At 43.2% G+C, this 19,970-nt stretch carries 16 protein-coding genes; 6 read left to right on the forward strand and 10 right to left on the reverse strand.

Features of this window, described 5'->3' with window-relative positions:
• Positions 1 to 63: 63 nt before the first annotated feature.
• The 3 genes from glgA to topA form a co-directional block, all read right to left on the reverse strand.
• Positions 64 to 1,521, reverse strand: a complete 1,458-nt coding sequence (gene glgA / locus R8O70_RS09505; RefSeq protein WP_033905051.1) for a glycogen synthase GlgA — start codon at positions 1,519 to 1,521, stop codon at positions 64 to 66.
• On the reverse strand, positions 1,511 to 2,728 hold the full coding sequence (gene glgC, locus R8O70_RS09510; protein ID WP_005378352.1) for a glucose-1-phosphate adenylyltransferase: 1,218 nt from the start codon (positions 2,726 to 2,728) through the stop codon (positions 1,511 to 1,513). The genes glgA and glgC overlap by 11 nt, the downstream gene beginning before the upstream one ends.
• 608 nt (positions 2,729 to 3,336) lie before the next feature.
• Positions 3,337 to 5,967: a type I DNA topoisomerase gene (gene topA / locus R8O70_RS09515; protein ID WP_005378351.1), complete on the reverse strand. Its 2,631-nt coding sequence runs from the start codon at positions 5,965 to 5,967 to the stop codon at positions 3,337 to 3,339.
• Positions 5,968 to 6,401: 434 nt separating this feature from the next.
• Between topA and R8O70_RS09520 the strand changes: the two genes are divergently transcribed.
• Entirely contained in the window at positions 6,402 to 6,650 is a 249-nt protein-coding gene (locus R8O70_RS09520; protein ID WP_005387884.1) for a YciN family protein, read from the forward strand.
• Between the two features lie 63 nt (positions 6,651 to 6,713).
• On the opposite strand, the gene aroA is transcribed toward R8O70_RS09520, so the two are convergent.
• Together aroA and R8O70_RS09530 are read right to left on the reverse strand one after the other, a co-directional pair.
• Positions 6,714 to 7,994: a 3-phosphoshikimate 1-carboxyvinyltransferase gene (gene aroA / locus R8O70_RS09525; RefSeq protein WP_213866955.1), complete on the reverse strand. Its 1,281-nt coding sequence runs from the start codon at positions 7,992 to 7,994 to the stop codon at positions 6,714 to 6,716.
• Positions 7,995 to 8,284: 290 nt separating this feature from the next.
• Positions 8,285 to 8,761 carry a glycine zipper 2TM domain-containing protein gene (locus R8O70_RS09530; RefSeq protein WP_005378348.1) on the reverse strand — a complete coding sequence of 159 codons (477 nt, stop codon included), beginning with the start codon at positions 8,759 to 8,761 and terminating at the stop codon, positions 8,285 to 8,287.
• A 39-nt stretch (positions 8,762 to 8,800) separates the two neighbouring features.
• Here R8O70_RS09530 and aat point away from each other — a divergent pair, with 39 nt between their 5' ends.
• From aat to infA, 3 genes are all read left to right on the forward strand, one after another.
• Entirely contained in the window at positions 8,801 to 9,508 is a 708-nt protein-coding gene (gene aat, locus R8O70_RS09535) for a leucyl/phenylalanyl-tRNA--protein transferase (RefSeq protein ID WP_005387881.1), read from the forward strand.
• Positions 9,505 to 10,206 (forward strand): arginyltransferase, encoded by a 702-nt coding sequence (locus tag R8O70_RS09540; protein ID WP_005378346.1) that lies wholly within the window; start codon positions 9,505 to 9,507, stop codon positions 10,204 to 10,206. Before aat ends, R8O70_RS09540 begins: the two co-directional genes overlap by 4 nt.
• A gap of 81 nt (positions 10,207 to 10,287) precedes the next feature.
• Entirely contained in the window at positions 10,288 to 10,506 is a 219-nt protein-coding gene (infA, locus tag R8O70_RS09545) for a translation initiation factor IF-1 (RefSeq protein ID WP_001040192.1), read from the forward strand.
• A 133-nt stretch (positions 10,507 to 10,639) separates the two neighbouring features.
• Here infA and clpA read toward each other — a convergent pair whose 3' ends face one another.
• Positions 10,640 to 12,907 (reverse strand): ATP-dependent Clp protease ATP-binding subunit ClpA, encoded by a 2,268-nt coding sequence (clpA, locus tag R8O70_RS09550; protein WP_005387879.1) that lies wholly within the window; start codon positions 12,905 to 12,907, stop codon positions 10,640 to 10,642.
• A gap of 50 nt (positions 12,908 to 12,957) precedes the next feature.
• Complete coding sequence (gene clpS, locus R8O70_RS09555; protein WP_005378419.1) at positions 12,958 to 13,278, reverse strand: ATP-dependent Clp protease adapter ClpS; 321 nt, start codon at positions 13,276 to 13,278, stop codon at positions 12,958 to 12,960.
• A gap of 704 nt (positions 13,279 to 13,982) precedes the next feature.
• Here clpS and cspD point away from each other — a divergent pair.
• Positions 13,983 to 14,201: a cold shock domain-containing protein CspD gene (gene cspD, locus R8O70_RS09560; protein WP_005378407.1), complete on the forward strand. Its 219-nt coding sequence runs from the start codon at positions 13,983 to 13,985 to the stop codon at positions 14,199 to 14,201.
• A 183-nt stretch (positions 14,202 to 14,384) separates the two neighbouring features.
• Here cspD and R8O70_RS09565 read toward each other — a convergent pair whose 3' ends face one another.
• Positions 14,385 to 16,610, reverse strand: coding sequence for an NADP-dependent isocitrate dehydrogenase (locus R8O70_RS09565; protein ID WP_005378404.1), 2,226 nt, complete (start codon positions 16,608 to 16,610; stop codon positions 14,385 to 14,387).
• A 311-nt stretch (positions 16,611 to 16,921) separates the two neighbouring features.
• On the opposite strand from R8O70_RS09565, the gene R8O70_RS09570 reads away from it, so the two are divergent.
• Positions 16,922 to 17,623 (forward strand): pseudouridine synthase, encoded by a 702-nt coding sequence (locus tag R8O70_RS09570; protein WP_042522115.1) that lies wholly within the window; start codon positions 16,922 to 16,924, stop codon positions 17,621 to 17,623.
• A gap of 85 nt (positions 17,624 to 17,708) precedes the next feature.
• On the opposite strand, the gene R8O70_RS09575 is transcribed toward R8O70_RS09570, so the two are convergent.
• Positions 17,709 to 18,386 (reverse strand): DUF2057 family protein, encoded by a 678-nt coding sequence (locus R8O70_RS09575; protein ID WP_017820027.1) that lies wholly within the window; start codon positions 18,384 to 18,386, stop codon positions 17,709 to 17,711.
• A 76-nt stretch (positions 18,387 to 18,462) separates the two neighbouring features.
• The gene (locus R8O70_RS09580; RefSeq protein ID WP_005378424.1) at positions 18,463 to 19,542 is read right to left on the reverse strand and encodes a porin; all 1,080 of its coding nucleotides are present in this window, start codon (positions 19,540 to 19,542) and stop codon (positions 18,463 to 18,465) included.
• Positions 19,543 to 19,970: the final 428 nt, after the last annotated feature.

Consider the following 19,970-nt stretch of genomic DNA (forward strand, 5'->3'; position numbering starts at 1 on the left):
CACACTCCCCTTACTCAAGATAATAAAGGCACCTCATTCGGTGCCTTTCGTTACAGTTTTAAGTCAAACTAACGCTGAGTGGTAAAGCTGCAAATAAGATTCTGCGGCCTTTTGCCAACAAAAGTCTTGTTGCATCGCGTGCAACTGTACTTTATTCACTTCAGGCTCGTTTTGAGCGTAGAGCAACAGTGCCCTTAGCATCGTTAACAACAATGCCTGCGGTGTCGGTTCGAAAAAAACAAACCCCGTTGCTTCAGATGGGTTTACATCATAATCGCTAACGCTGTCCTTTAAGCCACCAACACCGCGTACTATCGGTAATGTCCCATAAGCCATACTATAGATTTGGTTTAAGCCACATGGTTCAAACTCAGAAGGCATCAAGAAGAAATCAGAACCAGCTTCAACGATATGCGCAAGTTCATTGTCATACGCTTCTACAAAGGCAAATTTGCTAGAAAACTGCGCGGCAACCTCTCGTAGCTGAGCGGCAAGAATAGGGTCTCCGGTCCCAACGACAACTAGCTGAACATCGTGCTTCAAAAAATCGGCCAAAGCAGGCAACAAGTAATGAACGCCTTTCTGCTGGGTCAATCGACAAACCATACCGAACATAGCTACATTTTTTTCGGGCAAATTTAGTCGTTGTTGTAATGCTTTTTTACAAGCTTTCTTCCCTTGCGACATACTTTGCTGGTCGGCGCAGTAATTAACTGGCAAGTAAGTATCCGTTTCCGGGTTCCAAGCACTGTAATCACAACCGTTCAAAATACCAACTAAGTCCTGCGCGCGTTGCTGAAACTCCCAAGCCATTCCATGACTGCCAAGCTCTGTTTTGAGTTCCTCTGCGTACGTAGGGCTGACCGCGTTTATCTTATCTGCATTCATTACACCAGCTTTGAGCATCGTAATATGCGTTGCACTCACCGCAGCATCGGGAACGTTTCTACAATGAAACTCTGGCAAACACTGCACGTCTTCATAACTAAATACGCCTTTAAAGACCGCATTGTGAATTGAAATGACGCTTTTAGTATGAGCAAAAAACGGATCATTGCCATACCTGTGCTTGAGCAAAAATGGAACAAGACCTGTGTGCCAATCGTTCGCGTGTATGATATTAGGTTGAAAGGCGAGCTTGGGTAACATGTCGAGACATGCTGCACTAAAAAACGCAAAGCGCTCGCCGTTATCAGTATACGCTTGGTTGTTCTCCGCATACATTGATGGTCGATTGAAATACGGCGGACAATCAATCAGGTAAACAGGATTTTGACCTAACATGAGCCGCAAAACTCGATACTCCGTATGCGGCCATGATGTTAATTCTGTTTCTAATACAACTTCTGCGTCTGCGAGTTTATCAATACTGCTGTACGCAGGGATGGTAATTCTTACGTCTTGCTGTAGGTTTTGAAGGGCTTCCGGTAGTGCCTTGGCAACATCTGCCAAGCCACCACTTTTAATGAGGCCTTCAACCTCAGAAGCTACAAACAGAATAGATAAGTTGTTAGTAGCCAACTCGAGCTCCTTTCGGAATAACAACAATGCCCTCCTCAGACACGTGGAAGTGTTTTTTATCTTCTTGAAGATTCACACCAATCTGAGTACCAGGAGCAATATCGGCATCCTTGTCGACAATCACACGACGTAAAACACAGCCTTCGCCAATTTTTACGTCACCAAGAAGTATACATTCGCTGATATCGCAAGCAGAAGCAATATTACTGCGAAAACCAAGCACCGACTTTTCGATTCTTGAGCCTCTAACATAGCTGCCATTACACACTAAACTATCTATTATCTGCACACGACCATTATCAGAGTCGGTAAATGTCGCAGGTGGCAATGGTGGGTAGTAGGTGTGCAATGGCCATTTACGGTTGTACAGCGAAAATGGAGCATCTTTTTCTAGCAGATCCATATGCGCTTGCCAGTACGCATCAATAGTTCCGACATCACGCCAGTACACCTCTTCTTTTTCGCCACTGATTTTGTTGGTACTGAAGTCATACACGAACACATCACCTCTAGGGAACATCTTTGGAATGATGTCCTTTCCAAAATCATGTGATGAAGCTTCATTATCCGCATCTTCGACCAACTCTGAGAACAGTACCTGAGCTTCAAAAACATAGTTACCCATTGAAACTAAAGCGTAATCAGGGTCACCAGGAATCGACTTCGGATTTGCTGGTTTTTCTTCAAAGCCAATCATACGACCTTCACTATCGACTTCGATAACCCCAAATTGCGACGCCTCTTTTAGTGGCATGCGCAATGCAGATACCGTCAGAGAAGCCTTCTTTTCTGAGTGGAAGTTCAGCATTTGTTTGATATCCATCTTATAGATATGGTCAGAGCCAAAAATACAAACTTGCTCTGGTTCCTCTAATTCCATAAAACGCAGGTTTTGATAGATCGCGTCCGCCGTCCCTTCGTACCAACGTTTACCAGTACGCATTTGAGCGGGAATAGGATCGATAAAGCGGTCTGTAATGCCGTTGATGTTCCACCCCTTTTTTAAGTGATGGAATAAAGATTGAGATTTAAATTGGGTTAGGACGTAAATGCGCATCAGATCCGCATTAACAAAATTGTTTAGAGCAAAATCGATCAATCGATAACTACCACCAAACGGTACCGAAGGTTTACTGCGAGATTCCGTTAAAGGTCTCAAACGAGAGCCTTCACCGCCAGCAAGAATCATTCCCAAAACACCAGCCATTTGTTGTTCTCCATATCGTTATAGCTTGGATTTGGTACTCGCTTGAATGAGTCATACTCGGGGAGTCAAGCGAATACATTTAGCAACCGTCTCTGAGTTTCTGTGAACTCTTACAACACGGATAAAAAAGCTACGGCACTTCCAGTATGCAACGTCCACTCTTTCCTTATTTTTTGACGCAAACAATGCACACAGTTGCACTAATTTTTGTAATAAATTATCTAAGCGGGTTCTAAATTACAATTTTTAATACGCCATTCTGTGTACCATACAGCTCTTGCGTACTCAAGACGATATCTAGATCACACATGGAAAAGCAAACGATTACATTGTGAAAACAATTTACGAACGGATTCACTACACCGCCGATTTTTTAGCCCAATGTATAACAAATATGTGAATGCAAAATGAAAGTTACAACGAATATTTTTTACATAAAAAATACATCAGCGACTACGAAATATTGATGCAGGGATCTTCTTGCGTCAGCAAAACTCAGTCAAAGCAGCAAAGATCTATACGAACAACACAGTGGCCTTTACGCAAAAACAAAACGCAAAAAAGGCAGCGATATCGCTGCCTTTTTACATTACTTAGATCGTACGTTTTTATGCTTTCGCTTTTTTACGCTTATCAGTGACTTCCCACTTACCGTCAACAAAGAGCGCTGTCCAACCAGATGGTTTGCCATTCTCTTCCGAACGAACGTAGTTCTCTTTTGTTTTGCGACTAAAGCGTACGACTGCAGGACGACCATCAGGATCTTCTTGCGGTGCGGTCGCTAGGTATTTGAACTTCTCAGGTAAACGCTCTTCAAAACGTGCCAGTTCAGCAACCAAAGGAGCACGTGTCTCGCGCGATTTCGGGAAGTTGCTTGCCGCCATAAATAGACCTGAAGCACCATCACGAAGTACGAAATACGCATCTGAGTTTTCACATGGCAACTCGGGGAAATGAACAGGATCTTCTTTCGGGGGCGCGACTTCGCCATTCTTCAAGATCTTACGAGTGTTCTTACACGTTTCGCTCGTACAATCCATGTATTTACCAAAGCGACCGTTCTTAAGCACCATATCAGAGCCACATTTGTCACATTCAACAACTGGACCATCGTAGCCTTTTACTTTGAACTCGCCGTATTCAACAAGGTAGCCTTCACAATTCGGGTTATTACCACAAACATGCATCTTACGCTTGTCATCAATCAGGTATGCGTCCATCGCTGTTTCACAGATCGGACAACGCTTTTTAGCGCGCAGAGCTGCGGTTTCAACGTCTTCTTCTAGAACGTTAATAATACCTTCTTCGTCACCCAAGTTGATGGTTGTCTTACAACGCTCTTTTGGTGGTAACGCGTAACCTGAACAGCCTAAGAACACACCTGTCGAAGCAGTACGGATGCCCATTGGACGGCTACACGTCGGACACTCGATATCCGTCATGACGATGTGGTTTAACTTCATACCGCCTTCTGACTCATCCAGCTCCGCTTTTTCAAGATCGCCAGTAAAATCAGCAAAGAAGTTGTCTAACACAGCTTTCCAGTTCACTTCACCTTCAGCGATTTGGTCCAATTTCTGTTCCATACGCGCAGTAAAGTCGTAGTTCATCAAATCGTTAAAGCTGTCATCAAGGCGGTCAGTAACAATTTCACCCATTTTTTCAGCGTAGAAACGGCGCTGATCAACTTTCACGTAGCCACGATCTTGAATCGTAGAAATGATCGATGCGTAAGTCGACGGACGACCAATGCCTCGTTTCTCCAGCTCTTTAACCAGTGCTGCTTCAGTGTAGCGCGCAGGTGGCTTTGTAAAGTGCTGTTTAGGGTCAAGTGACTCTAAGCTTAGCTTATCGCCAAGTTGTACCGCTGGAAGGATTGTATCCTCGTTTTTGCCCATTGGACGCTGTACACGAGTCCAGCCGTCAAATTTAAGGATACGGCCTTTCGCTTTAAGCGTGTATTCTGCCGCTTTTACGCTGATGGTTGTTGAATCGTATTCTGCTGGCGTCATTTGACACGCTACAAACTGATTCCAAATCAAAGCGTAAAGTTTGTGCGCATCAGCATCGACACCTTGCAGGTCTTCCGCCTTAACACCCACATTTGAAGGACGGATCGCTTCGTGCGCTTCCTGTGCCCCTTCTTTGCTACCGTACGTCAATGGTTTCGCTGGCAGGTACTTATCACCAAACTCAGAACCAATAAAGTCACGTACAGCGTCCACAGCCTCGGCACTTAGGTTAGTCGAGTCAGTACGCATATAAGTGATGTAACCGGCCTCATAGAGGCGCTGAGCTAGCATCATGGTCTTTTTCACGCCGTAGCCCAGGCGTGTACTCGCTGCCTGTTGAAGCGTAGAGGTGATGTAAGGTGCTGAAGGCTTGCTCTTTGTAGGGCGGTCTTCACGCTTACATACTTCGTAACTTGCATTCTCAAGTACAGACATCGCTGCTTTGGTTTCTGCCTCATTAACTGGCTTAAACGCAGAACCGTCTTTCTGAGCAACAAGCAGTTTAAAGTCCGCTTTGTCTTTCGTTTTCGTATTCGCATGAATGTCCCAGAATTCTTCTGGTACAAACGCGTTAATCTCACGCTCACGCTCAACTAACAATTTCACCGCAACAGACTGCACTCGACCAGCAGATAAGCCACGAGCCACTTTTTTCCAAAGTAGAGGTGAAACCATAAAACCAACGACACGGTCCATGAAGCGACGTGCTTGTTGGGCATTTACACCATCCATGTTCAGCTCACCAGGTGTCTGGAAAGCTTGTTGGATCGCGTTTTTCGTGATTTCGTTAAAAACTACACGTTTGTATCGCTCTTCATCGCCACCGATGATCTCACGAAGGTGCCATGCGATTGCTTCCCCTTCGCGGTCCAAATCGGTTGCGAGATAAACGCAATCTGCGTCTTTGGCGAGTTTTTGTAGTTCGTTGACAACTTTTTCTTTGCCTGGAAGGATTTGGTAATTCGCTTCCCAGTCATGATATGGGTTAATCCCCATTTTTTTGATCAACGCTTTGCGGTCTTTCTCTTTTTTAACGCGCGCTTTCTCTTCCGGACTCATCCCTTTAGTTGAGATGGCTGCGGCTTTTTTCTCACCAGTGCTTTGACCGGCCGTAGGCAGATCACGCACATGACCAACACTAGACTTAACAATAAAGTCTTTACCAAGGTACTTATTTATCGTCTTTGCCTTGGCTGGTGACTCCACTATAACGAGTGATTTACCCATAACTGACTCTAACGTCCTTCATAATAATGCGGGTAGAAACCTTGTTTAAAGGCCACCCGCATAATGTTCTATTTCATTGCTTCTTTTTTTACTATTGTGCGAGATGAAAAGAAGATCAACTGCTTTTTTGAAATTCAGATCCGATTGGTTGACAATTCATCGTCTTTATACTTCAAAGAGACAGGGTTCTGAAAGGTATTGAGCGGCATATCTAAACAGGCAAACTTAGCATCCGCTAATCCAATGCAATAAATTTTGTTACCCATCACAAAATAGTTTCGTTCAATACTCTGCCATCTTCCTCCGCATCATGCTTATACTCTAAAAATTGATCTGTTTAGTCTTACTGAACGATTGACTGAATTAATCATGCAAACCCATTTTAGTTGTAGGTATACTCAGCGTTCTTAACTGAATAGGATGGTAGAAAGAATATGTCTGATAGAACGTTTATCGAAGAGTTCGACCTTCTTTTGATCGCTAACCAAATCATCCAAGAGCACGATGATTACATCGAGGGAATGCGAGCAACAAGTGTAGAAGAAAAAGAAGGTGTTTTAGTTTTTAAAGGTGAATACTTCCTTGATGACAAAGGTTTACCAACTTCAAATACGACTGCAGTATTCAATATGTTCAAATACTTAGCGCATCACCTTTCTAAGGAATTTACGCTGGTTAAATAGTATTGGGAAACAAAAAAGCCAGAGTGTTATTCACTCTGGCTTTCCTGTTTCAGGTCAGAATATTTAGCAGCTTAAAGCCTTAAGTTTGTCGAAGTAGTCAGGGAACGTTTTCGACGTACACTTTGGATCGTTAATCGTCACAGGCGTATCACTAAGTGCCACCAGCGAAAAACACATCGCCATTCGATGATCATCGTAAGTATCAATCGCAGCATGCTTTAACTGAGAGACAGGTTTGACGATAATGTAATCTTCCCCTTCTTCCACTTCCGCACCAACTTTACGTAACTCAGTCGCCATAGCTGACAAACGGTCTGTTTCTTTTACACGCCAGTTATAAACGTTACGAATAGCGGTAGTGCCTTCGGCAAATAACGCTGTTGTCGCGATGGTCATTGCAGCATCAGGGATATGGTTGTAATCCATATCAATGCCTTTTAATTGACCAACACGTGAAATTACGTAGTCATCACCCCATTCAATTTCTGCACCCATTTTTTCAAGCGCATCAGCAAATTGAATATCACCTTGAATGCTGTTTTTACCGATACCCGTGACTTTAACTTCTCCGCCTTTGATGGCTGCCGCCGCCAAGAAGTAAGAAGCAGAAGACGCGTCACCTTCAACCAAGAAATCACCTGGAGCGACGTATTGCTGACCGGCTGGAATCACAAACTCTTGATAGTCGTTGTTGATCACATCGACCCCAAACTGCTTCATAATATGCAGGGTGATATCGATATAAGGCTTAGAAACCAAATCGCCTTCGATGTTGATGCGAATTTCACCTTCAGCCAATGGCGCAGACATTAAGAAAGCGGTCAAGAACTGACTTGAAATGGACCCATCGATAGAAACTGTACCTGCTTTTAGGCCAGTACCAATTATTTTGAGAGGTGGAAAGTTCTCGTTTTCCATGTACTCAACGTTCGCACCAGCATCTTTCAGTGCAGTGACAAGGTGACCAATTGGACGCTCTTTCATACGAGGTTCGCCCGTCAGTACATACTCCCCTTCTCCAAGACAAAGAGCCGCAGCTAATGGTCGCATCGCAGTGCCAGCATTGCCGAGAAATAACTCTACCGGCTCTGAGACAGAAAACGGACGCCCAAGGCCTTCAACGAGACATTCTGTTTTATCTTCGGAAAGTTGGTATTGAACGCCTAGTTTAGTCAGCGCATTCAGCATATGACGAATATCATCACTGTCGAGGAGATTAGTAAGGCGAGTTCTGCCTTTAGCAAGAGCAGCAAGTAAAAGAGCTCGATTAGAAACGCTTTTAGAGCCAGGAAGGTTCACTTCCCCTTGAATTTTATTGATAGGTTGTAACGTTAGGCTTTCCATTAAAAGTTGATAATCCTTTGTGCCCTCAACATACGATTTTTTATGAGGGCTAAACAATTCTTCGTGAATTCAGACTACCCAAAAAAACACGACAAAACCAGAGTAAATCGGCGCTAATTTATGAATATCCTCAAGCAGCCTAAAGATACAGAATTAAAGGCATTGCCAGCGATGTAAATCAGAGCGAAAGAAGCACGGCGAAACAGCAAACTATTTCGACTTTATTTGACGATAAGCCAGCTCGACTGTACATGCCTGATTAGGCTTCGTTAGACTAAAACAACCTAGGGTTAATAAGTGATATCAACCCTGACTCCATCATCAAAATATAAAATACGAACTTCATCCCCTCGACTAAATAACATATTTTTATCAACATCTTGGATGACATTAATTAGCTTATCACCCTTCACTTTGATGAGTAGCTCAACTAACTTATATTCAACCGTGTATTGGTAATTACTTTGGTTTTGAGCAACTGCGGCACCTGCAAGCGCACCCACTGCCGTCGCGACTTCTCTTCCCGTACCGCCACCAAATTGATTACCGACTAAACCACCGATAGTGGCACCAAGTAGTGTCTTCCAACCGTTACTTTTCGATTGAACAACCTCTTGTTGAGTAATATAACGGACAGAGTCAATCTTCCCGTAAACTACTTCATTAACTGGCTTGGCAACATTTCTTTCATAGGCTGCGTTGGCGACAAGTGGTAAAAACAGTATGATCCCAAGCCATACTTTTACGATATTTCTTAACCAGGTCATCATAAACTCCTCTGACTCCAATGTTGGTAACGACTTCTTATGGCTATTTATTTAACTGAACTCGATGAAACGTTCAACTTTCCCTCACCCTATAAAGCACTCAGCGACCCCAATGGTTTGCTGGCTTTTGGTGGTGACTTAAACCCCATGAGAATCCTCAATGGTTACTATCAAGGCATTTTCCCTTGGTATGGTCCTGGTGAACCTATTTTATGGTGGAGCCCTTCTCCGCGCGCTGTGTTTGACCCATTGCAGTTTAAGCCATCTAAAAGTCTCAAAAAATTTCAGCGTAAACATAACTATAAAGTAACACTCAATTTCGCGACAGAAGAAGTGATTAGACTATGTTCTTCAACACGCCCTGCAGAGGAAACATGGCTCAACGAGGAAATGCAAGCTTCCTACATTGAGTTAGCCAAACTTGGTCACTGTCACTCTGTAGAAGTATGGCATGACAACAACCTGATTGGCGGACTATATGGCATCTGCGTGGGCCAACTTTTTTGCGGGGAGTCGATGTTTAGCCTAAAAGATAACGCATCCAAAATTGCATTGTGGTACTTATGCAACCATTTGGCGTCAAAGCAAGGTCAATTAATCGATTGCCAAGTTATGAATTCTCACTTGGCATCACTTGGCGCATTTGAACTTGAGCGTGACGAATTTATGCAAAAACTACTATCTTTAAGAGAAAAGCAAACACTATTTGATGCCTATCAGCCCCAAGTTTTGCAGGATTCAGTATGAGTACGGATATACAACATATTCGAATAGGGTTGACGAATAATCACCCTTGTAGTTATTTGCCTGAACGGCAAGAGCGGGTTGCGGTGGCGCTTGATGAAAGGCTGCATACTGAAGAAAATTACCAGTTGCTCATGGCTAACGGTTTTCGTCGTAGCGGAGATACCATATATAAACCGCATTGCGAGCATTGCACCGCTTGCCAGCCAATTCGAGTCTCGATTCCAGACGTTAGATTATCAAAAAGTCAGAAGAGGCTGCTTAATAAAGCACAGTCTTTACGCTGGGAAATGAAACCTGAAATGGATGAGGAATGGTTTGAGCTTTACAGTCGGTACATCTGCAAACGGCATAAAAACGGCACTATGTACCCACCAAAGCGTGATGAGTTTGCTCGATTTGCTCAAACTAGCTGGCTGACAACGTCGTTTTTACACATTTACGATGAATCAGATCAATTGCTCGCCATTGCGGTGACAGATTTGATGCCACAATGCTCGAGTGCTTTTTATACTTTCTTTGACCCTGACTACGAGTTATCTCTTGGCACGTTAGCAGTGCTTTATCAGATTAAATACTGCCAAGAAAACAAACAACAGTGGCTATATTTGGGATATCAGATTGATGAGTGCCCAGCAATGAGCTACAAAACACGCTTTCAACGCCACCAAAGGCTAGTAAATCAGCGTTGGCGAGGGTAGAATACGCCTCAACTTTACATAATTACTATTTAGCGGCAGAATATACCCCGCTAATATTGCCTAATTTCTAAAGAGGATTAAATGGCTAAAGAAGACGTAATCGAGATGCAAGGCACTGTCCTTGACACTCTACCAAACACTATGTTCCGTGTTGAACTTGAAAACGGTCACGTTGTGACTGCTCACATCTCTGGCAAGATGCGTAAGAACTACATCCGTATCCTAACGGGTGACAAAGTAACTGTAGAGATGACTCCATACGACCTGTCAAAAGGCCGCATCGTCTTCCGCGCTCGTTAATCTCTGATTTTCGGATGCAATAAAAAACGGAGCAAGCTGCTCCGTTTTTTATTGCACAATTTTTTCCGATTTAGTTCAGATAAAAAAGCGCACGATCTTCTCGTGCGCTTTTGCGTTTGTTACCGACTAACGATTAATGCATCGCTGTCTCTTTCTCACTTAAGTATTCAAACTCAAGCGTATCGTTGACCAGCGTTACTTTCACTGTACCGCCGTCAACTAAAGATCCAAACAACAGTTCGTTAGCCAAAGGCTTCTTAAGCTGTTCTTGGATAACACGCCCCATTGGGCGAGCCCCCATAGCTTTGTCATAACCTTTATGTGCTAACCAATGGCGAGCGTCTTGCGATACTTCCATTGAAACGCCTCTCGCATCAAGTTGCACTTGCAGTTCAACAATGAACTTATCAACCACTTGATGGATAACGCTTTCATCAAGGCTGTTAAACCAGATGATGTTATCAAGACGGTTACGGAACTCAGGAGTAAACACCTTCTTAATTTCCGCCATTGCATCGTGACTGTTGTCTTGTTGAATCAAACCAATTGATTTCTTCTCGGTTTCCGCCACACCTGCGTTAGTTGTCATAACAAGAATGACATTACGGAAGTCTGCTTTGCGACCATTGTTGTCCGTTAGCGTACCGTTATCCATGACTTGCAACAACAGGTTAAAGATATCAGGGTGCGCTTTTTCAATCTCATCAAGTAATACGACTGAGTGTGGGTGCTTAATAACAGCATCGGTTAGCAAACCACCTTGGTCATAACCGACATAACCAGGAGGCGCACCAATTAAGCGACTTACGGAGTGACGCTCACCATACTCAGACATATCAAAACGAAGTAGTTCGATACCTAGAAGCTTAGATAACTGCACCGTCACCTCTGTTTTACCAACCCCTGTTGGGCCTGCAAACAAGAATGAACCAACAGGTTTGTTGTCTACACCTAAACCTGCACGTGTCAGCTTGATCGCCTCGGACAATGCATCAATCGCATTATCTTGACCAAATACCAACATCTTCATTTTGCTATCTAAGTTTTTCAAAATGTCTTTATCTGAAGAAGAAACCGACTTCTCTGGAATTCGCGCCATTTTGGCAACCATTGATTCGATATCAGCCACTCCGACCGTTTTTTTACGACGGCTTGCAGGAGCAAGACGACTACGCGCACCAGCTTCATCAATGACATCAATGGCCTTATCTGGTAGATGGCGTTCATTAATGTATTTAGCCGACAGTTCTACCGCGGCACGCAGTGCTTTATTGGTATAACGTACTTCATGGTGAGCTTCGTACTTCGGCTTCAAGCCCATCAAGATTTTAGTTGTATCATCCAATGAAGGCTCTACAACGTCTATCTTTTGGAAACGGCGAGACAACGCACGCTCTTTCTCGAAAATGTTGCTGTACTCTTGGTATGTCGTCGAACCAATACAACGCAACTTACCGCTACTTAAAAGAGGCTTAATAAGATTTGCTGCATCGACTTGCCCCCCAGATGCCGCGCCTGCACCGATGATGGTATGTATTTCATCGATGAACAAAATGGCATCTTCTTCTTTTTCAAGTTGTTTCAAAATCGCCTTGAAGCGCTTTTCAAAATCACCGCGATATTTGGTACCAGCGAGCAAAGAGCCAATATCTAGTGAATAAATCACGCTGTTTTGAATAACCTCAGGGACCTGCCCTTCGACAATTCGCCATGCAAGACCTTCCGCAATGGCTGTTTTACCAACCCCTGCCTCACCCACTAGTAGTGGATTATTCTTGCGGCGTCGACAAAGTACCTGAATAGTGCGCTCTAACTCTTTATCACGTCCAATGAGTGGGTCGATGTTTCCATCTTTAGCGACTTGATTAAGATTCGTCGCAAAGCTTTCTAGGCGTTCTTCAGAATTAGGCTCTTCAACACTTTCTGAGCTAAACGAGTCTGATGATGAATCCTCACCTGCACCTGATGCTTTAGTAATACCATGGGAGATGAAGTTAACAATATCTAATCGGGAGATGTCATTTTTCTTCAGTAAGTAAGCGGCATGCGACTCTTGCTCACTGAAGATAGCAACAAGCACGTTGGCGCCTGTTACTTCATTACGACCAGACGACTGTACATGAAAGACGGCGCGTTGTAGTACACGTTGAAAACTCAAAGTCGGCTGCGTTTCACGCGTCTCATCACTATCTGGGATAAGAGGCGTAGTTTGATCGATGAAAATATCGAGTTCGTTGCGTAAAGCGTCAAGATCCGCCTTACAAGCTAGAAGGGCTTCCTTAGCTGCATCATTTTCCAACAATGCAAGTAGGAGGTGTTCGACAGTCATAAACTCGTGGCGTTTGTCGCGCGCCCGAGCAAATGCACCGTTAAGGCTTGACTCTAGTTCTTTATTTAGCATAAGTACCTCCCGAAAAAACAACTGGGGTTGTTCGAGCAAGTCTTCTTTGTTTACGCTTGCTCCATAGTGCAAAGTAGCGGATGTTCATTTTCCCTTGCGTACATCGTAACTTGCGCTACTTTTGTTTCGGCAATTTCTGCGCTGTATGTGCCGCAGATTGCCTTTCCTTCATAGTGGACCTGAAGCATGATTTGAGTTGCTTTATCAATATCATGTGAGAAAAATCGCTCAAGCACCTCTATGACGAAATCCATAGGTGTATAGTCATCATTATTGAGTACGACATTGTACAGCTTAGGTGGCTGGACTTTCGTACTTTCTCGCTCCAGAAGATCAGAGTCCGGAGTGACCCATTCAAAATTTTTACTCATGGCAATCTAAAGATATCGTATCAAAGGGTTGATGTTTTCGACCTATAAAAACAATCTACCACAAGCGTGCAGCGCGGTGTAGTGAGTTATGGCACCGAATTCGATCTTTGATCGATAAAAGTTGCTACCTAATATAGAGACTAATGCACGTCTTGATACGGCGCAAATAAAAGATGCTTGTCGATAAGTTACACATTTTTTCTTATAAAAGAACTTTCTATTTATTGCTTTCGGACTATTGCAAACCGCCCCATCATCTTCTATCTGGATCACACTTCCTCATTGAGAATACGGTAATTATCACGAAAACTTCATTTTTTATTCAGTCAGAGGATTCTTCTACCATAAGCAACACGGACAGTATGGCTTTTTCAGTATGAACCACTTCATAGGCAAATTGACTAAACTTCTGCGTATATACGAAAAACTGTTTGCAAATTTGTTAATCTCAAAAGTGATTTGTTTTCAATTATGTTTCTGTTTGTTGCTCACTGCTATTGACTGTCGAAATTCATTGACTACAGTGGAAAGTGTCGATGCATAAATCATCATTTTGAAACCTCTCTTCTTTAAGTGGTTTGATGAATGTGACTTATCATTGATTTGACGTTTGTTGGCATTCGCTGACAATGGTAGTACCAAGTTAAAGGTATAACTTGGTTGCAGTAACAACATCAGTAAAAAATGCATGAGGGATGTAAAGCATGGCTACAGGTACAGTAAAGTGGTTTAACAATGCCAAAGGATTTGGGTTTATTTGTTCAGATGAAGAAGAGGGAGATATCTTTGCCCACTACTCAACTATCCAGATGGACGGTTATCGTACACTGAAAGCAGGCCAACAAGTCTCTTACGAGATTGAAAAAGGTCCCAAAGGCTGTCACGCGAGTAGCGTCGTGCCTCTTGAAGGCCAAGCCAAATAATTAGAGCGCTGTCGAAATATAAAAATATTGCTCTCGAAACGCCACGTTGATGTTTTGAAGAGAAAAATAAACCCGCCAAGATAGCGGGTTTCTTACTATTTAGAGCACGTGTTACAAAAGGAACACTTACAACTCACTTACAGGATAGGAAACACGCCGAAAACGACGTGTTTTTACACTAACTTACTTGTTAATGATTGCGTTAAAGGTTTCGCTTGGACGCATCAATTTAGAAACCAATGCATCGTCTAGTAAGTAGTAACCTCCTAGCTCACCTTTCACGCCTTGCGCATTATTTAGCTCAGCAACGATCGTTTCTTCCTGCTCTGACAGCGCTTTTGCAATTGGTGCAAATTCAGCAGCAAGATCCGCATCATCCGTTTGCTCTGAAAGCGCTTTCGCCCAGTAAAGTGCAAGATAGAAGTGGCTTCCACGGTTATCTAGCTCACCCACTTTACGTGACGGAGATTTGTTGGTGTCTAAAAACTCACCGGTCGCTTTATCTAGTGTATCTGCGAGAACCTGAGCCTTAGGATTGTTTGTCGCTACACTTAAATGCTCTAACGAAGCTGCAAGCGCTAGGAACTCGCCCAAAGAATCCCAACGAAGGTGATTCTCTTTTTCTACTTGTTGAACGTGCTTAGGAGCAGAACCACCAGCGCCTGTTTCAAATAGACCACCACCATTCATCAATGGAACAATAGATAGCATCTTAGCAGACGTACCTAACTCGAGAATTGGGAACAAGTCTGTTAGGTAGTCACGAAGAACATTACCTGTAACAGAGATAGTATCTAGGCCCGCTTTCATACGCTCTAGTGAGTACTTACAAGCTTCAACAGGAGATAGGATCTTAATCTCTAGACCGTCAGTATCGTGATCTGGTAGGTAGGCGTTTACTTTCTTGATGAGCTCAGCATCGTGCGCGCGGTTTTCATCTAGCCAGAATACAGCTGGAACACCTGTTGCACGTGCGCGAGTCACTGCTAGTTTAACCCAATCTTGGATTGGTGCGTCTTTAACCTGACACATACGGAAGATATCACCTTCTTCAACCGCTTGCTCTAACAGTACGTTACCTGAAGCATCAACAACGCGAACAGTACCCGCAGCGTCTAGAATGAATGTCTTGTCGTGAGAACCATACTCTTCAGCTTTCTGAGCCATTAGACCAACGTTAGGTACGCTACCCATAGTGGTTGGATCAAATGCGCCGTGCTCTTTACAGAAATCAATAACCGCTTGGTAAATACCTGCGTAGCTACGATCTGGAATCATCGCTTTGGTGTCTTTTTGTTTACCATCTGGTCCCCACATTTGACCCGAAGAGCGAAGCATTGCTGGCATAGAAGCATCTACAATAATGTCACTTGGTACATGTAAGTTTGTGATACCACGATCAGAGTCAACCATCGCAAGTTCTGGTTGAGTTTGGTAAACCGCTTGAATGGCCGCTTCAATTTCTGCTTTTTGCGCTTCAGGTAGAGACTCAATTTTTGAGTAAACATCACCGATGCCATTGTTTACATCAACACCTAGCTCTTCAAACAGCTTACCGTACTTATCGAAAACGTCTTTGTAGTAAACTTTTACGGCATGGCCGAAAATGACAGGGTCAGAAACTTTCATCATCGTCGCTTTCATATGAAGAGACAGCAGCACGTCTTGTGCTTTCGCTTCAGCAATCTCTTTCTCGAAAAATTCAACCAACGCCTTCTTCTTCATTACTGAAGTATCAATGACTTCTTTATCTAGTAATGGGAACGCAGACTTAAGCTCTTTAACTGTACCATCATTACCGACAAACTCGATTTTGACCTCTGTTGCACCAGAGATAGTTGTAGACTTTTCGCTACCAAAGAAGTCATTGTCTGACATGCTCGCAACATGGGACTTAGATTCTGCTGACCATGCACCCATTGAGTGTGGGTTTTTCTTCGCGTAGTTCTTAACCGAAGTCGGAGCACGACGGTCTGAGTTACCTTCACGAAGTACTGGGTTAACCGCACTACCTTTGATTTTGTCGTAAGCCGCTTTAATCGCTTTCTCTTCGTACGTGCTCGGCTCTTCTGGGTAGTTTGGTAAATCGTAACCTTTCGCCTGAAGCTCTTTAATCGCCGCTTTAAGCTGAGGAACTGAAGCTGAAATGTTAGGTAGCTTGATGATATTTGCTTCTGGAGTTTGAGCTAGTTCACCAAGCTCAGTCAACGCATCGCCAATGCGCTGTTCTTCTTTTAGATGCTCTGGGAAGTTAGCGATAATTCGACCTGCTAGTGAAATATCACGAGTATCTACATTGATGCCAGACGATGCTGTGAATGATTGAATGATTGGTAGTAATGAATAAGTTGCTAGCGCCGGCGCTTCATCAGTGATGGTGTAGATAATTGTAGGTTTTTCTGTAGGCATGAAATTTCCCTATTTTTTAATCAACTTGTTGGCTGATCAACTCAGCGTCTGAGTTGGTTTAATTGACGCATTGCTGCGCGTTAGCAGTACATGTCTCCTCACTAACGCCACATGCGGTTCGCACTCTTTGTTGTAGTTTGAAGCTCTAAGCTCTGAATCCATGAGTGCACTGATATAATTAAACAAATAACACGAATTAGTCTATCATTCTGTGCGCGTTTGTTAGTTTTAGGCGCGCAAATCATATCCGATCATGAGAAAACTTAAAACTTTCAAACACAGTTCATTTACATTTTTGCAGGGTAGTTAACATGTCATCTCGTACAGGTCAGGAAAAAGGTCGCAGTCGTAACCAGTCTAAAACGGGCCATTTTAAACACTCAGGAGCTCGCAATGGCTCGAAGACTCGTACTCAGCAAGACCGCCGCCCTAATCGCCCAACAAAGAGCCAAAAGCCAAAAGTGCCCCCTAAAGATCGTAAAGTCATTATTTTCAATAAGCCTTACGATACGCTCAGTCAATTTACCGATGGCGATGGTCGCAAAACGTTAGCGGACTATATCCCGATCAAAAATGTCTATGCGGCTGGCCGATTGGACCGAGACAGCGAAGGTTTAATGGTACTCACTAACGATGGCATCTTGCAGGCGAAGCTAACGCAGCCAAAGTCAAAATCGCCGAAGACTTATTGGGTTCAAGTCGATGGCGCTCCTCAGGAGCAAGATCTTGAAAAATTGAGAAAGGGAGTAGAGCTAAAAGATGGTATGACTCTACCAGCCGAAGTTGAAGTTATTCCAGAACCACAAGTCTGGGACAGAACGCCTCCTGTTCGTTTTCGAGCAAATATCCCTACAACTTGGTTAGCCATTACCATTATTGAAGGAAGAAATCGTCAGGTGCGTCGCATGACTGCGCACATTGGCTTCCCTACCTTGCGCCTCATTCGTCATTCGATGGGTGATATCGTCCTTAACGACCTAATGCCTGGTGAATGGAGAGAAATCTCTCTCTAATAAGCAGAAAAGATAAAAGCAGGCTTAAAGCCTGCTTTTTAGATTCGTACTTTTTCAGTTAAGCCCTATCTAATGAACTAAGGGATTACTGCTCAGCAAGCCAGTTTTTAAAGGCCTCTTTTTCCGCCGGAGACGCTTTCTGGTACATCGTCTTTAATACATCAACCATTGGGCTGTCGTTCGATGCGGCTGTTGAACGGGTATCACTAGTCTCAACTCGAGGCTCGATATCACTTACTGATTGTTGATGCTGATTCACAGTTACATAGCTAACAGCAACACTCGCGATACCGCCAGCAATATTGTAGTTACGAGTTTCTTGAGGGTAATTACGACCAATTTGAACACCATCTGACTCTAATACATCTTCGACCAAAGCAATAGGTTGGCCTTTGGTATCCAGTAATTGCCAATCTAGAGGCGAGATGTTGTTTTGCGCTTGGCGAAGAGTTTTAAACTCTGGCAGTTCAAACGTTAGCTTTTCGTTTTCAGCATCAAATTTAGCAACGATTACATCACTGTAAACCGTCTTAAGGTTTTCGTTAATTTCGAATGTAGGTTGATATTTGAAGACAATTTGATTCGTTCCGTCAGGTAGTTCGATTGTCTTCTCACTAGAAAAAAGACCACCTTCTAGATCTGGCTTCTCCATGTTGACGGCCAATAACTTCACGTCTTCTGGAACCACTAAAGTCGTTGCAGCGTAGAGGTTTGTACTGGCAAAAATAGACAGTGCCATTGCCACTTTTAATGATAACTGCATAGAATTTTTCATCCTTATCTTCATAGTAAAAGACCCAGCATATAGCTGGGTCTTACAATATCAAACTGGGTATTGATTACCAGTAGAAACGAGCACCAACACCGAAGTTAGTTGCGTCGTCTGTGTCTTTGTTGTCGAAGTCAGTACCTTCGAAAGTGTAACCCGCTTCTGCGAATACACGTGCCCATTTAGAGAACTTGTATTCAACACCAGCGTAGAACCAAGAAGAGTCTGCGTCTACTTTACCTGCTTCGTCAGTAGACTGAGCTAGGTACTCGTAACCAGAGTATAGAGTTGTTTTAGGAGCGACAGCGAACATACCAGCTACAACGATGTAGTGTGAATCAACTGTTGATTTACCTAGCTTATCTTCGTTTTCGTTGTAGTAGTACGTAGCACCTAGAGTGTGCTCGTTTAGTGCGTACTCAGCAGTTACTTCAAAAGATAGGTTTTCGTTATCAGTACGCTCTGTGTGAGAAACTGTTTGCTCTACACCATTAAGAACTAGTTTTTTCTCTTTAGTTACGTTGATGTCGTTGTTCGCAGTAAGTACACCAGCGTGTAGAGATAGGTCGTTGAAAGATTTACCAACGAATACTTCTAGTACTTCTTCGTTAGAATCTTTTTCGCCTAGCGCGTAACCAGCTTTTAGCCAGAACGCGTCATTTTCGTAAGCGTATTTGATTTGAGAATCGTTGTTCCAAGCGTGACCGTATGCAGTTTCCGCTGCGTTACCACCGAAGAAGTAAGAGTAATCTGCGAAGTATACGTCATCAGCCCAAGTACCTTCTTTACCGAAGCGAAGAGTACCCATATCACCCATATCAAAACCGATGATGTGGCGACGTACGTATACAGAGTCATCTGTACGCTCGCTTGAATCAGCACCTGCGTCGTAGTTGTCACCTAGAGCAACACCGATTTCAACTTCACCCAGAACTTTTAGGCTTTCGTCAACAACGTAAACCGCGTTCACACCAGTACGAGAAGAGCTAGTGTTTAGCTCTGCTGTGTGATCAGTTTTTTCTGTGAATAGAAGAGTTGGACGTAGCTGACCGTAGAAATCTACAGAACCTTCTTCAGATTTGAATACTTCAGCTGCGTTCACTGAAGTTGCAGACGCAACTACAGCTAGTGCTAATAGAGTTTTTTTCATAATTAATCCACTGCCTTTTCTTAGTTCGGGATATCCTTGTCCGGTTCCCTTTTTTTATATGTTTGAGGTAGAGCGTTAACAAAACGTTATACAGCACCTCCTCAAAATCTGGAGCTAAGAGTGCAAAAGATTATTCTGGCTGTCAAATTTTCTAAATACCAATGTAAAAAAAACAAAATACCATTATAAAACAATAACTTGATAAGTTTACCTTTATTTATTCGACGAACATCTAACCAATCTCCATTATTATTTGTAATTTACAAAATTATTAACAAATGGTTTTTTAATCCAATAAGTAAATTTAAAAAAGTAAATGACCACCTTCTAAAGAAGGTGGCTTTGTGTGAGCCCCCTAAAAGGGGGCCTTTGTTTAGTCCAGCGCCAATTGCTGCTGCTCTACTCGCTCTTGCTTCTCTTGATGTCTT

The sequence above is a fragment of the Vibrio sp. 779(2023) genome (genome assembly GCF_033344285.1).
Classification (GTDB): domain Bacteria; phylum Pseudomonadota; class Gammaproteobacteria; order Enterobacterales; family Vibrionaceae; genus Vibrio; species Vibrio alginolyticus.